This is a genomic window from Hymenobacter ruricola (assembly GCF_015694525.1).
GTDB classification, from domain to species: Bacteria; Bacteroidota; Bacteroidia; order Cytophagales; family Hymenobacteraceae; genus Hymenobacter; species Hymenobacter ruricola.
The window spans coordinates 53,482-68,885 of sequence record NZ_JADQDM010000003.1 but is presented as its reverse complement, the minus strand read 5'-3'; the positions used below and the strand labels follow the sequence as shown (position 1 = coordinate 68,885).

The 15,404-nt window shown below is 63.9% G+C and carries 11 protein-coding genes; 5 read left to right on the top strand and 6 right to left on the bottom strand.

Features of this window, described 5'->3' with window-relative positions; all coding sequences use genetic code 11:
• Positions 1-133 precede the first annotated feature (133 nt).
• The 3 genes from I2H31_RS08380 to uxuA all read left to right on the top strand — a co-directional run bounded on the left by I2H31_RS08380 (position 134) and on the right by uxuA (position 4,688).
• Positions 134-2,389 (top strand): glycoside hydrolase family 3 N-terminal domain-containing protein, encoded by a 2,256-nt coding sequence (locus tag I2H31_RS08380; RefSeq protein WP_196292577.1) that lies wholly within the window; start codon positions 134-136, stop codon positions 2,387-2,389.
• 148 nt (positions 2,390-2,537) lie between these two features.
• On the top strand, positions 2,538-3,359 hold the full coding sequence (locus tag I2H31_RS08375) for an SDR family oxidoreductase (protein ID WP_196292576.1): 822 nt from the start codon (positions 2,538-2,540) through the stop codon (positions 3,357-3,359).
• Positions 3,360-3,524: 165 nt separating this feature from the next.
• Positions 3,525-4,688: a mannonate dehydratase gene (gene uxuA / locus I2H31_RS08370; protein ID WP_196292575.1), complete on the top strand. Its 1,164-nt coding sequence runs from the start codon at positions 3,525-3,527 to the stop codon at positions 4,686-4,688.
• Positions 4,689-4,853: 165 nt separating this feature from the next.
• On the opposite strand, the gene I2H31_RS08365 is transcribed toward uxuA, so the two are convergent.
• From I2H31_RS08365 to I2H31_RS08345, 5 genes are all read right to left on the bottom strand, one after another.
• Complete coding sequence (locus I2H31_RS08365) at positions 4,854-6,458, bottom strand: NFACT RNA binding domain-containing protein (protein WP_196292574.1); 1,605 nt, start codon at positions 6,456-6,458, stop codon at positions 4,854-4,856.
• A gap of 6 nt (positions 6,459-6,464) precedes the next feature.
• Positions 6,465-6,923: a hypothetical protein gene (locus I2H31_RS08360; RefSeq protein ID WP_196292573.1), complete on the bottom strand. Its 459-nt coding sequence runs from the start codon at positions 6,921-6,923 to the stop codon at positions 6,465-6,467.
• A gap of 18 nt (positions 6,924-6,941) precedes the next feature.
• Complete coding sequence (locus tag I2H31_RS08355) at positions 6,942-7,709, bottom strand: MBL fold metallo-hydrolase (RefSeq protein WP_196292893.1); 768 nt, start codon at positions 7,707-7,709, stop codon at positions 6,942-6,944.
• A gap of 94 nt (positions 7,710-7,803) precedes the next feature.
• Positions 7,804-8,190 (bottom strand): response regulator, encoded by a 387-nt coding sequence (locus I2H31_RS08350; RefSeq protein ID WP_196292572.1) that lies wholly within the window; start codon positions 8,188-8,190, stop codon positions 7,804-7,806.
• Between the two features lie 56 nt (positions 8,191-8,246).
• Positions 8,247-11,948 carry a PAS domain S-box protein gene (locus I2H31_RS08345; RefSeq protein ID WP_230687595.1) on the bottom strand — a complete coding sequence of 1,234 codons (3,702 nt, stop codon included), beginning with the start codon at positions 11,946-11,948 and terminating at the stop codon, positions 8,247-8,249.
• A 130-nt stretch (positions 11,949-12,078) separates the two neighbouring features.
• On the opposite strand from I2H31_RS08345, the gene I2H31_RS08340 reads away from it, so the two are divergent.
• Both I2H31_RS08340 and miaA read left to right on the top strand, forming a co-directional pair.
• Complete coding sequence (locus I2H31_RS08340) at positions 12,079-13,218, top strand: glycosyltransferase (protein ID WP_196292570.1); 1,140 nt, start codon at positions 12,079-12,081, stop codon at positions 13,216-13,218.
• A gap of 31 nt (positions 13,219-13,249) precedes the next feature.
• Positions 13,250-14,170 carry a tRNA (adenosine(37)-N6)-dimethylallyltransferase MiaA gene (gene miaA, locus I2H31_RS08335; RefSeq protein ID WP_196292569.1) on the top strand — a complete coding sequence of 307 codons (921 nt, stop codon included), beginning with the start codon at positions 13,250-13,252 and terminating at the stop codon, positions 14,168-14,170.
• Positions 14,171-14,247: 77 nt separating this feature from the next.
• Here miaA and pfkA read toward each other — a convergent pair whose 3' ends face one another.
• Positions 14,248-15,219, bottom strand: a complete 972-nt coding sequence (pfkA, locus tag I2H31_RS08330) for a 6-phosphofructokinase (RefSeq protein WP_196292568.1) — start codon at positions 15,217-15,219, stop codon at positions 14,248-14,250.
• Positions 15,220-15,404 lie beyond the last annotated feature (185 nt).

Here is a 15,404-nt window from a genome sequence, read left to right as displayed (position 1 = left end):
CCCGGCCCCACGGCGCCTCCCCAATTGGTGGGACAAGAGCGCGAGGCCCGTGCGGGGAATGCGGTGGCCGGTGGCCGCCAATGCGCGCGACCTGTTTCCTTAGCCGTTTCAACGGCTATTCAACTGCTACGTCATGACCTTTTCGCTTCGTAAACCGCTGCTATTTTTGGGCTTGCTGCTGCCCGGCACGGCGGCGCTGGCCCAAACCAAACCCACCGCCTCGCCAAACGCGAACATTGAGCAACGCGTGACGGCCCTGCTGGCCCAGATGACCCTGGAAGAAAAAGTGGGCCAGCTCAACCAGTACTCCGGCCGCGAAGTGACGGGCCCGGCCAGCGACCGCAAAAGCACCTTGCTCAACAGCATCCGCAGCGGGCAGGTGGGCTCGATGCTGAACGTGAAAGGCGTGAAGGACACCCGCGAAATTCAGGCCGTGGCGCTGGAATCGCGCCTGCACATCCCGCTGCTGTTCAGCCTCGACGTCATCCACGGCTACCAGACCACCTTCCCGATTCCGCTGGGCGAGGCTGCTTCCTGGGACCTCGACGCCATCCGCCTCGGTGCCCACGTGGCCGCCAAGGAAGCCGCTGCCTCCGGCATTCACTGGACCTTCGCGCCCATGGTGGACATTGGCCGCGACCCGCGCTGGGGCCGCGTGATGGAAGGCGCCGGCGAAGACACCTACCTCGGCTCGCAGATTGCGAAAGCCCGCGTGTTGGGTTTCCAGGGCGAGAAGCTGGGTGGGACTGATGCCGTGCTGGCCTGCGCCAAGCACTTCGCGGCCTACGGCGCCGCCACCGCCGGCCGCGACTACAACGCCGTGGACCTGAGCCCCCAGCAGCTCTGGGAAACCTACCTGCCGCCCTTCAAAGCGGCCGCCGACGCGGGCGTGGCCACGTTCATGAACTCCTTCAACACCCTGAACGGCATCCCGGCCACCGGCAACGCCTACCTGCAGCGCGACATCCTGAAAGGCCAGTGGCAGTACCCCGGATTCGTAGTGAGCGACTGGGGCTCGATTGCCGAGCTGGCTAACTGGGGCTACGCTGCCGACAAAAAAGATGCCGCCCAAAAAGCCCTCACCGCCGGCTCCGACATGGACATGGAAGGCGACGCCTACAGCCAGAACCTGGCCCAGCTGGTGAAAGACGGCAAGGTGAAAACAGACCTCGTGGATGACGCCGTGCGCCGCATCCTGCGCAAGAAATTCGAGCTGGGCTTGTTCGATGACCCCTACCGTTTCTCGGACGAAGCCCGCGAAAAGCAGGTGCTCAGCGACCCACAAAACCGCGTGGCCGCCCGCCAGATGGCCCAGAAGTCGCTGGTGCTGCTCAAGAACCAGAACGCCACGCTGCCCCTCACCAAGCAGCTGCGCACCGTGGCCCTCATCGGCCCGCTGGCCAAGGCCAAGCGCGACCTCAACGGCAGCTGGACCGTGGACACCGACACCACGCGCATCACCTCGCTCTACGACGGCCTGAGCCAGCGCGCCGGCAAAAACACCCAGCTGCTCTACGCCAAAGGCTGCGACACCAGCGGCGACTCCCGCGCCGGCTTCGCCCAGGCCGTGGCCACCGCCCAGCGCGCCGACCTCGTGGTGCTGGCCGTGGGCGAAACCTGGGACATGAGCGGCGAAGCCAAGTCGCGCACCGACATCCACCTGCCCGGCCCGCAGGAAGAGCTGTTCAAAGCTCTCAAAGCCGCCGGCAAGCCCGTGGCCGTGGTGGTGTTTGGCGGCCGCCCGCTGATTTTCGACGCCATTGCCGACCAGGCCGACGCCATTCTCTACGCCTGGTGGCCCGGCTCGGAAGGCGGCTTCGCGCTGGCCGACGTGCTGTTCGGCGACTACAACCCCGCCGGCAAGCTGCCCATCACCTTCCCGCGCAACGTGGGCCAGATTCCCATTGCCTACAACCAGCAGTACAACACCGGCCGCCCCATCACCAAGCCCGGCGATATCCGTTACAAATCGGCTTACATCGACGCGCCCAACACGCCGCGCTACGCCTTCGGCCACGGACTGAGCTACACCGCGTTCAAGTACTCGGACCTGAAAATCAGCCGCCCGCAGCTCAAAGCCGGCGAGTCGGTGCAGGTCAGCTTCACCCTCACCAACACGGGCAAAACCGCCGGCGAGGAAGTAGCCCAGCTCTACCTGCGCGACCCCGTGGCCAGCGTGGTGCGCCCGCTCAAGGAGCTCAAAGACTTCCGCAAAATCAGCCTCAAGCCGGGCCAGAGCAAAACCGTCACCTTCACCCTCGACCGCGACAAGCTGGCCTTTTACAACCAGCAGCTGGAGTGGAAAGCCGAGCCCGGCGCCTTCCAGCTCATGGTGGGCAGCGCCTCCGATGACATTCGCCTCGAAGGACAGATGGAGCTACTGCCCTAGCATCCAACCCAAACGTCATGCCGAGCGCAGCGAAGCATCTTGCCCGCTGTAAGTAATCAAGCTTCTACAATAGCCGCAACGAAGCGGTAAAGATGCCTCGGCTGCGCTCGGCATGACGTTCATTCTCTCTTCTTTACCCTTTCCATAAATGCCCTCCCTCAATCAATTTTCCCTGGCCAATCAAGTCGTCGTCATCACCGGCGCCACCGGCGTGCTGGGCGCCTCCATGTCGTTGGCCGTGGCCGAAGCGGGCGCCAAAGTGGCCATCCTGGGCCGCAACGCTGAGCGGGCGGAGGCGCGGGCCGCGGCCATTCGCGCCATCGGCGGCCAGGCGCTGGTGGTGCTGGCCGATGTGCTGGACGTGGGCCAGATGAACGCCGCCTGCGACAAAATTATGACCACCTGGGGCCGGATTGACGGCTTGGTGAACGCCGCCGGCGGCAACATGCCCGGCGCCACCGTGGGCCCCGCCCAAAACCTGTTCGACGTGGGCATTGAAGACACCCGCCGCGCCGTCGACCTCAACCTCTTCGGCACCGTGATTCCGACCACCGTTTTTGGGCGCGTGATGGCGGGGCAAGGCACCGGCTCCATCGTCAACATTTCCTCGCTCACGGCCCAGCGCCCGCTCACCCGCGTGATGGGCTACACGCTGGCCAAAACTGCCATCGAAGGCTACACCCGCTGGATGGCCACGGAGCTGGGCCTGCGCTACGGCGGCGGCATCCGCATGAACGCCATCGCGCCGGGCGTGTTCCTCACCGAGCAAAACCGCGACCTGCTCATCGCCGCCGACGGCTCGCACACCGACCGCGCCCGCAAGTTCATCAGCCACACGCCCTACCAGCGTTTCGGCGAGCCCGAGGAGCTTACCGGCACCCTCATCTACCTGCTTAGCAACGCCTCCCGCTTCGTGAACGGCGAAACCGTGCTGGTAGACGGCGGCTTCAACGCCTACAGCGGCGTGTAGGGTTTATTTTTAGAACGAAACAAACTTCACGTCATGCTGAGCCTATCGAAGCATCTCGCGTGCCATCACTAATCCTTTTTAACGATTGGATTACTATTGCACGCGAGATGCTTCGACTGCGCTCAGCATGACGTTCTGAATAGAAATCCACAACCTTCCCATCAAATGCCCATTATTCAAAGCTGGCGCTGGTACGGCCCCAACGACCCCGTGAGCCTCGCCGACATTCGCCAGGCCGGCGCTACCGACGTGGTTTCGGCCCTGCACCACATCCCCAACGGCCAGGTCTGGACCGTGGAGGAAATCCGGAAACGCCAAGAGCTGGTCAAAGCCGCCGGCCTCACCTGGAGCGTGGTGGAAAGCGTGCCGGTGCACGAAAACATCAAAACCCGCACCGGCGATTTCCAGCACTACATCGCGAACTACCAGGAGTCGCTGCGCAACCTCGCGGCCTGTGGCATCTTCACAGTCACCTACAATTTCATGCCCGTCCTCGACTGGACGCGCACCGATTTGGCCTACGAGGTAGAGGACGGCTCCAAAGCCCTGCGCTTCGAGAAGGCCGCTTTCGTGGCCTTCGACGCCCTGTTGCTTAAGCGCCGCAATGCTGCGCAGGACTACACGCCCGAGGAGTTGGCCAGGGCCGAAGCCCGCTTCGCCGCCATGAGCGGCGACGAGAAACAGCTGTTGCAGCGCAACATCATCGCCGGCCTGCCGGGCAGCGAGGAAAGCTTTACCCTGGCCCAGTTTCAGCAGGCGCTGGATGCGTACGAGGGCATCGACGCGGCCCGGCTGCGCGAGCACCTGATTCTGTTTTTGCAGGAAATCGTGCCGGTGGCGGAGTCGGTCGGCATCAACCTGGCCATTCACCCCGACGACCCGCCCTATCCCATCCTGGGCCTGCCGCGCGTGGTGAGCACCGCCGAAGACGTGGCCGCTTTGGCGGCAGCCGTGCCTTCGCTCCGCAACGGCCTGTGCTTCTGCACCGGCTCCTACGGCGTGCGGGCCGACAACGACCTGCCCGCCATGGTGCGCCAGTTCGGAGAGCGCATTCACTTCATCCACCTGCGCAGCACCCAGCGCGACGCGGAAGGCAATTTCTACGAAGCCAACCACCTGGAAGGCGACGTGGACATGTATGCCGTGATGCGCGAGCTCATCCGCGTCATGCGCCAGCGCAACGTGAGCCTGCCCATGCGCCCCGACCACGGCCACCAGATGCTCGACGACCTTAAAAAGAAAACCAACCCCGGCTACTCCGCCATCGGCCGCCTGCGCGGCCTGGCCGAGCTGCGCGGCCTGGAACTGGGCATCAGCCGGGGGCTGTAGGGACTACGCGGTAGAGGCTACAAAGAAGAAAGAACAGTCATGCTGAGCCTGTCGAAGCATCTCGCGCGCAATAGTAATCCACTCGCTGAACGAAAAGGAGTAGTGAAAGCACGCGAAATGCTTCGGCTGCGCTCAGCATGACCGTTCTTTTTTCTTTGTAGCTTCTTACTTATCTTCTTTATCGAACGGGTTGCCGGGTTTCACCAGCACCACCCGTTCCCGCTCCACGAGTACTTGCCCGGGCAAGGCTCCTTTGGGCTTGCGCACGAATTTTTTGGGCGTCACCGTCACGGGGCACAGCGTGTCGTGCTGGCGGCGCGAGTACCAGCCGGCCAGCTGCGCGGCGTGCTCTATCACGGGCTCGGGCACGGGTTGGCCGGCCCGGTGCCGGATGACGACGTGCGAGCCCGTCACATCCTTGGCGTGCAGCCAGAGGTCGTCTTTGTGGGCGTACTTCTGGGTGAGCAAGTCGTTATTGACCGCATTCCGGCCCACCAAGATGGTAAAACCCCGGTCTTCAAATACTTTGAACGGCAGCTCCGTGGCCGTTTTTGCCGCCGTGGGCGCGGGGTCGAGGCCGTGCAGCTTGCGCCAAGCGCGCAGGCCGCGCAGCTCGGCCAGCTGCGGCTGGGTGTCCATTTCCTCCAAGCGTTCCAGCGCCGTGAGGGCTTCGGCTTCGCGCCGGGCAATGCGCTCGGCAAGCTGGCGCTCTTCGATTTGCTGGTTTTTGCCCTTGCGGTAAAGGTTTTCGGCGGTGAGCTGGGGCTTTTCGTTGGGCTTCAGCTTGATAACTTTGGGCTGGTTGGTGTAGAAATCCAGCACTTCAATCTGCTCAGCCCGCGCCGGAATCTCGTGCAGATGCGCCATAATCAGGTCGGCGGTGTGGCGGTAGCCGGCCTCGTGGGCCAGGGCGTGCAGGCGCCGGCGGGCGTGGGCGGCGGCCGTGCCCGCCTCATCGGCGCGGCGCTCCAATAGCTGCCGCAGCTGCTTGGTTTCCATTTCCAGCGCGCGCCGGCCCAGCGCCATTGGCACGAAGCGGCGCAGGGCGGCAATGGGGTCGTCGCCGGGCAGCGTTTCCAGAATGTCGCCCAGCGGCAGCAAGCTCAGCCGCGTGCGGCCCTCAAGCTGGATGAGGTAGTAATGCGCTGGCTTTTCCAGCTGCGCCAGCACCTGGTTTACCAGCCGCGGCCGGGCGTCGGGCGGCGCCTGGTCGTAGCCGTGGGCGCGCAGGTAGCGCAGGGGCAAGTCGGCCAGCGGGGGCGGCAGCTTCTGAACCGCAGATTCTGCAGATTGAACGGATTGCGCAGATTCAGACGATTGTGATGCGGCTTGGGGGGCGGGCTGCGGCCGTAGCTCCGCATCGGCCACTAGCTTTTGCTGAAACAGCTGCGCGGGCGCATCCGGTGCCGTGCGGAAAATGGCGTTCGGCCGCGAGCCGTAGAGCTTGAACACCAGCCGCGCGCCACTCCGGAAATTCACTTGCAGCACCCGGTCCTGCGGCCAGGCCACCACCGTTTCCACCTGCTCTCCCAGCAATTCCGGAAACAGGTCGACGGAATTGGAGCGGGCCCGCTGGAAGGTTTCGGGCAATGCCAGGGCCGGGAAACTCGCCCCCAACTGTGCTTTCAGCCAGAACTCTTTGCTACCATTCGTCAGGCCGATGACCAACTCGTCCTTCTCCTGCGAAAAGCACACCGCCACGCGGTAGCCTCTTAGCTGCTCGGTGAGCGCGGGGGCCAGCTGGCGCAGAAAATAGTAGTTAGTGTGCATGTTCGGCTATGTCACTATCGAGGCTTTCAATATTTTCATCAAGTAGCGCCGGTTTCTGGAAGCTTCGAATTTGAATAGCAGCACAGATAAGGGCGTTATGGTAAAAGCAACCGCTATTGGAACCAGCTTCAATGCGTTAGAACCGCCTTTTTCGTCAACCAGCAACAACACAATGCTGGCGACTCCCCATGCAATGAGCGCACCTAAAAAGGCGTATGTTATCACCGGCAAGCGCATTTCAATGTGGACTTCACTGCCGTTTTCAGCGGGTTTGACATTGCCCGTAATTCTTGGCAGGAACGAGCTTCTGTACAGTACCACAGGCCGGATTTCAAATACCTCCACCTCGCCGTTTGCCAAGCGAGCAGTTGGCACCTTCCGGGGCTCAGCAGCAATTGCTGCCACAACCTGATTGGGTCGCAATGACGACTGCACCCAAAAACTTTCAAACGGCAGCACATTCATAAAATGGGCACAGAGCGCTTACACCTCCACCTGCAGCCCGTCGTACGCCAGCCGAATCCAGGGCGGCAGTTCGGCTTCCACTTCTTGGTGGCGGCCCAGCTGGTGGCTGATGTGGGTGAGAAACGCCCGTTTGGGCTGGGCTTCTTCCAGCACGGCCACGGCCTGGGCCAGCGTGAAGTGCGAAATGTGCTCTTCACGCCGCAAAGCGTTGAGCACGATGACGTCCGCATCACGAAGCTGGGCCCGGGTTTCGGGGCCGAGGTGGTTGGCATCCGTCAGGTAGCAGAAGCCGCCGATGCGAAAGCCCAGCACCGGCAGGCGGTGGTGCAGGGCCCGCAAGGGCTGCACCGAAATACCTTGCACGTCAAACGGCGCGTCGTCGCGCTCGATGGGGTGCAGCGTCACGCGCGGCACGCCGGGGTATTTGTTTTCCGCAAAAATGTAGGCAAATTCCTGCTGCAGCTGGGCCAGCACCCGCGGTTCCCCATACACCGGCATGTCCGTCTGCTGCCGAAAGTTGAAGGCCCGGATGTCGTCGAGGCCGGCGGTGTGGTCCTTGTGCTCGTGCGTGAAGAGCAGCGCGTCGAGGTGCGCAACGCGGGCGCGCAGCATCTGCTGGCGGAAATCGGGCCCGGAATCAATCACGAAGCTGCGCCCGTCCACCTGCACGTGCACCGACACGCGCAGGCGCTTGTCGCGGTGGTCCAGCGAGCGGCACACCGGGCAGGTGCACCCAATCATGGGCACGCCCGAAGAAGTACCCGTACCGAGAAACGTAACGTTGATTTGCTGATTCATAGATGTGCCGATGTGCTGATTATACCGCCGGAGAATTTTCGGGAATCAGCACATCAGCACATCGAAAAATTAGCACATTTCCTTAGCCCACGTACTGCTTCACCACGCGCACCAGGGCGTCGAAATCGAGCGGCTTGGGCAGGTAGTCGGTCACGCCGGCTTCGCGGAACTGGTCCATCGAATAGTTGTTGGCGTTGCCGGTGATGGCGATGATGGGCAGCTTGTTGATTTTGGGGTCGGCGTGGGCCCGGATTTCGCGGGTGCACTGCATGCCGTCCTTCACGGGGATGTTGATGTCCATGAGCACGCAATCCACTTGGTTGGATTCGAGTTGCTTGAGGACTTCGCCGCCGTTTTTCGCCAGCACGATTTTGTATTTCTGCAGTTCCAGAATCTTGCGGGTGAGGTTGAGAATCACCGAGCTGTCCTCAGCAATCAGGATGGTTTTGGCTTGGGTATCGACGGACATGAGCGTGGGGGTTGGGTTGGGTTCGGGGGGTAGAAATAGGTGAGAGAAAAGCCGGATTATTCGGCCGGAGTACTGATGGCTCGCTCAACGGCGCCGGGATATTCGGCCACGAACTGTGCAAAGTAATGTTCCAGGAGTTGAAATCCCCCCGGTCCTTCTTCCATGCGGCCGCCTTTGAGCTGGTGTTCGAGGTAGCGGGCCTGGGCCGCGAGGGCCACGCCGCCCAGCGTGGCCGCCGTGCCCTTGAGCTGGTGCAGCATGGGCAGCAGCTCGCGGAAGCTGCCTTCGGCGGCCGTGGGGGCCGCGTCGCGCAGCAGGTCGCCGGCTTCCTGCTCAAACTCCTGGTACAGGTCAGACGTGAATTCGGGGCCGCCCAATTCGACCAGCTGCCGCAGGATGGTTTCGTCCAGGGTGGGCTCGCCAGCCACTTCGGCCGAGGGCGTGGGCAGCGGGGCGCGGCCGGCCGGGGCCACGGCAGCGGCTGGTGCGGCGGTGGCGGCCGGCACAGCCGCGCCTTCGCCCACGGGGCGGCCGGGGCGCGGGCGCAGCCAGCGGTGCAGCACTTCGTAGAGGTGGCGGCTTTTCACGGGCTTGCCCACGTAGTCGTCGAGGCCCTGGCGCATGAAGCGGCCGGCGTCTTCCTGCATGGAGTAGGCCGTCATGGCCACCACGGGCGGGCAGTTTTCGCCCAGCAGGCGCCGGATTTCGGCCGTGGCCGCCACGCCGTCCATGTCGGGCATCTGAATGTCCATGAAAATGATGTTGAAGCCGGCGCCGGGGGCCGTCACCAGCTCAATGGCTTCGGGGCCGCCACCGGCCACGGTCACGTCGCAGCCCAGCTTGGTGAGCAGGCGCTGGCCCACCTTCTGGTTGATGGCGTTGTCGTCGACGAGCAGCACGCGCGGCGAAGCTTCAAAGGGCTGGAACACGGGCTCGCGCACCTGCGGCTCCTCGGGCAGCTCGCCGGTGAGGGCCTCGCGGGCGCTGATGGTGAACCAGAACACCGAGCCCTCGCCCTCGTCCGACAGCACCCCGATTTCGCCGCCCAGCAGCTCGGCCAGCTGCCGGCTGATGCTCAACCCCAGGCCCGTGCCGCCGTAGGCCTTGCTGGGCGTGGTGTCGAGCTGGGTGAAGTTGGTGAAGAGCAGGCTGGCGTTGTCGTTGGAAATGCCGATGCCGGAGTCCTGCACCGCGAAGCGCAGGGTGTGGAGCTCGCCGTCGGTGCTCACGCTGCTCACCACAATGGCCACGGTGCCTTCGTTGGTGAACTTGATGGCGTTGGCCACGAGGTTGCTCAGAATCTGAAGCAAACGCACCTCATCGGTAATCACGAAGCGCGGCGTGTGCGGCGTGATGTGGTAGGTGAACCGGATGTGCTTCTGCTCGGCCCGGTAGATGAACAGGGCCCGGATGCGCTCCATCACGGCCTGCAGCTCGATGGGCGTTTCGTGAATCTGCAGCTTGCCGGCCTGGATTTTCGACAGGTCGAGAATGTCGTTGAGGATGGTGAGCAGGGCGTCGGAGCTCTTGCGCAGGGTGTCCACGTAGTCGAGCTGCTCCTCGGTTTCCACCGTCTGGTCGAGCAGGTCAATCATGCCGATGATGCCGTTCATGGGCGTGCGCAGCTCGTGGCTCATGTTGGCCAGGAACTGCGTTTTGGCTTCCAGGGCGGCTTCGGCGGCGTCTTTGGCCTGGCGCAGGTCGTCCTGCATCTGCCGGATTTCGGTCACGTCGCGGGCAATGCCTTCGGTGCCGAAATCGCCGTTGGGATTGGGCGTGCCGGCCGCGGGGCTGTTCACCAGGCGCGCGTTCACGAGCACGCTCACGGGGTAGCCGTCCTTGTGCCACATTTGGGTCTCGAAGTTGCGCAGCCCACCGTTGCGCCCGATTTCGGCGTTGGCTTTGGGCCGGTCCTCGGCGTCGACGTAGTAATTGGCCACGGGCTGGCCGATGACCTCCTCGGGCTCGTAGCCTAGCACCTCGCGCACCGACGGGCTGACGATGGTGAGGATGCCGTTGTCGTCGGTGCGGTAGTAGATGTCCTGAAACGACTCGAAGATGGAGCGAAACTTCTCTTCCTGGGCCTCCAGGGCCAGCTGGGCGCGCTTCTGCTCGGTGATGTCGTGCGCGATGGCCGAAATTTCCTCAAACGAGCCGTCGCCGAGATAAATCGGGTTCAGGTGAATGTCGGTCCACACGTCGTAGCCGCGGGCGTCGCGCAGGCGCATCTCAAAGCGCTGGGCCTGGCCCTTGGCGGCGGCGTCGTAGTGCTTCACAAACATGTCGCGCTCGTGCTCGGGCATGTTGGCCAGGTCGGCATCCCACAGGTTGAGGCCGCGCACGGGGTAGGTGCCGTTGCGCCGCAGGAACAGGGCCGCATAGTTGCGGTTGAAGTTCATGAGGTGGGCGCGGGTGTTCACCGTCCACATCACGTGCGAGCCGCTCTCGAAAATGGCGTTCAGGCGGGCCGTTTGCTTGCCAATCTGCTCCTCGTTGCGCTTGCGCTCGATGGCCAGCGCCACCTGGTTCGAGATGAAGTGCAGCACGTCCAAGTCGCCGGGCGTGTAGGCGTCGGCGCGGGTGTAGTCCTGCACGGCCAGCACGCCAATAATCCGGTCGCCGATGCTCAGCGGCGAGGCCAGCATCACCTCCGGCACCAGGCCGTGGGCCGTGACGGTGCCGCTGCGCACCAACTGCTGAAAATCGGTGTGCGTGAGGTAGCGCGGCTGGCCGCCGGCGATGATGTACTCCGACACGCCGTTGCCGAACGGCAGCGCGCCCAGCGGCCGGTGCTGCGGGTGCTGGTCGACGTGGTAGGCAAACTGCAGCTGCGTGCGGGCGTCGTCGCACAGCGCAATAAACAGGTTGCTGGTTTCAATAATCTTGCTCAGCTCGCGGTGAATGGCCCCGTAGAGGCTGGGCAAGTCCTTGGCCGAGATGGCCAGGTTGGCGATGCTGTAGTAGACCTTCTGCAGGCGCTCGGCCTTGATGCGGTCCGTGATGTCGTGCAGAATGGCGCGGCTGCTGGCCGGCTGGCCGTCTTCGCGCACCACGCTCATGCTCCCGATGAGGTGCACCGGCTTGCCCTGGTTGGTCAGAAACACGGTTTCGACCTTGTTCACCGGCTCGCCGTCATACAGGTTGCGCAGCTGGTAGAGCAGCTTGGCCTTGTAGTAGGGGTGCACCACGTCGGCCAGGGTGCGGGTGGCCAGCTCGGCGTCGGAGTAGCCCAGCTTTTCCTTCCAGGCCTTGTTCACAAACAGGAAGCCGTTGTCGGCGCTCAGGTGCTGCACCAGGTCCTGGGCGTTGTCGAGGAAGTCCTGCAGGTGGGTGCTGTCGCCGGCCAGCGCGGGGCTGGCCAGCAACTGCTCGTTGGGCACTTCGCCCGCCATCCAGATGCCCGTCACCACGCCGGCCACGTCGCGGGTGAAACCCATGCGCCAGTGCACCTGCCGGAGCTGGCCGGTGCGCGTGAGGATGGGCCGCTCGGCGCTCGGGGCGATGGTTTCGTGGGCAATGGCTTCCAGGTAGTCCTGGCGCTGAGCGGCGCGCTCGGCCTGCGGCGTAAACATCTCGAAGCCAATGCGGCCGATGACCTGCTTGCGCGTGTAGCCGGTCAGGCCCAGAAAGGCCTCGTTCACGTCCGCGACGGTGCCGGCCGCGTCCAGCAGCACGTACACCTGCCCCAACTGGTCAAGCAGCGCTGTCAGCGGCGGCGCCACGGGGCGGGTCGAAGAAGCTGCTGGGAATGAAGCCATACAAAAACGCGTCCTACCGGGTGAATTTCCTGCTAATATAACGGGCGTCGTGCCGGGCGGCGCCGTAAATTTGGCCAATAATAAAATAACGACTAACGCCGGGCCGCTTCGGCGGCGCCGGCTTCCGCCCTTGCCGCCCCCCTCCGCGCCGCGCCTGCTCTTCGCCGTCACCACCGACCTGTGCTTCGACCAGCGCATGCAGCGCATCTGCGGCAGCCTGGCCGCGGCCGGCTACCGGGTGCAACTCGTGGGCTGGCAGCGGCCCGCCTCGCCGCCGCTCACGCCGCAGTCCTACCAACAGCACCGCCTGCGCGGCTGGTTTCAAAAAGGCAAGCTTTTTTACTTGGAGTACAACCTGCGACTGCTGCTCTACCTGCTGGGCCAGCGCGCCGCCGCCTGGTGCGCCGCCGATTTGGACACGGCCCTGCCCGTGTGGCTGCGGGCCCGGCTCGGCGGCCGGCCCTTCGTGTATGACGCCCACGAGCTATTCACCGAAGTGCCCGAAGTGGTGGCCCGGCCTGCGGTGCAGCGCGTGTGGCGCTGGGTAGAAGGCTTCATCGTGCCCCGGGCCCGGCTGGCCTATACGGTGGGCCCGGCCCTGGCGCGGGTGTTTGCGCAGCGCTACGGCCGGCCCTTTGCCGTGGTGCGCAACGTGAGCCGCCTGCGTGAGGAGGAAACGCTGCTGCCCGCACCGGCCACCGCCCCGGCCGGCGGCTATATCCTCTACCAGGGGGCCCTGAACGTGGGCCGCGGCCTCGAAAACCTGCTCGACGCCATGCCGCAGGTGGCAGGCCAGTTGGTCATCTGCGGCGAAGGCGACCTTTCGGCCGACCTGCGCGCCCGCGCCGAGCGGCTGGGCCTGCTGGCCTCGGGGCAGGTGGAGTTTCGCGGCTTCGTGCTGCCCGAGGCCCTGCGGGAAGTGACGCGCCACGCCGCCGTGGGCATCATGCTGCTCGAAAATATTGGCCTGAGCTACTACTATTCTTTGGCCAATAAGTTCTTCGACTACGTGCATGCCGGCATCCCGCAGGTACTCATCGACTTCCCCGAATACCGAGCCCTCAACGACGAGTTCGACGTGGCCGAGCTGGTGACCAACCTGGCCCCGGCCACCCTCGCTACCGCCCTCAACCGCCTGCTGCGCGACGACCCCGCCCGCTACCAACACCTGGCCGCCAACTGCCGGCGCGCCCGCCCGCAGCTCAGCTGGCAGCACGAGGAACAAACGCTGCTGCGGCTGTACCGGGAACTGGTGCCGCTGGCATCGTAAAGATTTCGCCTTTTCTGACCACCTGACTCACATGGCGGACCTGCTGCCTCCCTCCATCCTCGCCCAGCTGGCGCCCACGGCCGCCGACCCGCGCCCGGTGTTGCTCACCATTGCCGGCCCCACGGCCGTGGGCAAAACGGCCCTCTGCGTGCAGCTGGCCCAGCAATTTCAGACCGAAATCGTGTCGGCCGACTCGCGCCAGTTTTTCCGCGAGCTGAGCATCGGCACGGCCAAGCCCACGCCGGAGGAGATGCAGGGCGTGCCGCACCATTTCATCGACAGCCACAGCATCAGCGAGGATTACAGCGCCGGCCGCTTCGCCACCGATTGCCTGACGCGGTTGGCTGATTTGTTCCAAAAATTCCCGCTCGTCATCCTCACCGGCGGCTCGGGCCTCTACGTGCAGGCCGTGACCGACGGGCTGGACGAGCTGCCCAGTGTGCCGCCCGAAGTGCGGGCCCGGCTCCAGGCCGAGCTGGCCGCCCACGGCCTCCCGCACCTTGTGGCCGAACTGGCCTACACCGACCCCGTGGCCCACGCCCGCATCGACCAGCAAAACCCCCAGCGCATCGTGCGCGCCCTGGAAATCACCCGCGCCACCGGCCGGCCGTTTTCCAGCTTCCACACCGACGGCCCGCCGCCCGAAAACCCGCTGTTCCGCAACGTGAAAGTGGCCCTCACCCGCGAGCGGGAAGTCCTCTACCAGCGCATCAACCTGCGCGTGGAGCACATGCTGGCCGCCGGCCTCCTGGAAGAAGTGCAAGGCCTGCTCCCCTACCGCCACCACCACGCCCTGCAAACCGTGGGCTACCAGGAAATTTTCGGCTACCTCGACGGCGCCTACGACTGGGCCGAAGCCGTGCGCCTGCTCCAGCGCAACACCCGCCGCTACGCCAAGCGCCAGCTCACCTGGCTGCGCCGCGACCCAGGCTACGCCTGGGTCGAATTATGAATTTTGAATTATCAATTATGAATTGATGCCTCCGCCGCACGCGTATCAATTCATAATTGATGATTCAAAATTCATAATTAAACCGAGAGGATTTCCACCATCCGCATGAAGCTTTGGTTGATGAGCTTCTTCTTATTAATGGTGTCAATAAACGGGGTGTACACCAGCTTCTTGTCGATGATACCGGCCATCACGTTGCGCATGCCGTTCATCAGCCCTTCCACGGCGGCGATGCCGATTTGCGAGCCCAGCAGGCGGTCGGCGGCCGTGGGCGAGCCGCCGCGCTGAATGTGGCCGATGACCGTGACGCGGGTGTCGAGCTGCGGAATGGCGTCCTTCACGCGGGCCGCCACCTGGGTGGCGTTGCCCTCCTCGTCGCCCTCGGCCACGATGACGATGAACGACGTTTTCGAGCGTTTCCAGCCGGCCTGCAGGGTTTCCACCACCACGTCGGTGCTCATCTGGGTTTCGGGAATCATCACGATTTCGGCCCCGCCGCCAATGGCGCACGGGATGGCGATGTAGCCGGAGTCGCGCCCCATCACCTCCACGAAAAAGCACCGGTCGTGCGAGTCCGCCGTGTCCCGGATTTTGTCGATGCAGTCCAGCGCCGTGTTCACGGCCGTGTCGTAGCCGATGGTGTAGTCGGTGCCGTAGAGGTCGTTGTCGATGGTGCCGGGCGCGCCCACGGTGGGGATGCCAAATTCCTCTTCAAAAATCATGGCGCCCGTGAAGGTGCCGTTGCCGCCGATGGCCACCAGGCCTTCAATGCCGTGGTTCACCAGCTGGTCGAAGGCCTGCTGCCGGCCTTCTTTGGTCATGAACTTCAGGCTGCGGGCCGATTTGAGGATGGTGCCGCCCTTCTGCACCGTGTTGGAAACCGAAGCCGAATCGAGCCGCACAAATTCGCCCTTAATCATGCCGCTGTAGCCGCGCATAATGCCGTATACCTCAATGCCGTGGTAAGTGGCCGTGCGCACCACCGCCCGGATGGCGGCGTTCATGCCCGGCGAATCGCCCCCGCTGGTAAATACTGCTATTCTTTTCATCTACTGGTTCTTAAAGCAAGCGGGCCGGCCAATGGCGCCCAAACCCCGCAAAGTTGGCGAAACGATTGCAAACCTCCTGCAGTGCGTGCCGAAATAGCTCAACAGCTGGCTTTACCTTTTTTTTTGCGTTTTGCGTAAGAATGGCAGAAATCAGCCGGTTTTCTTAGTACATTACTCCCACAATC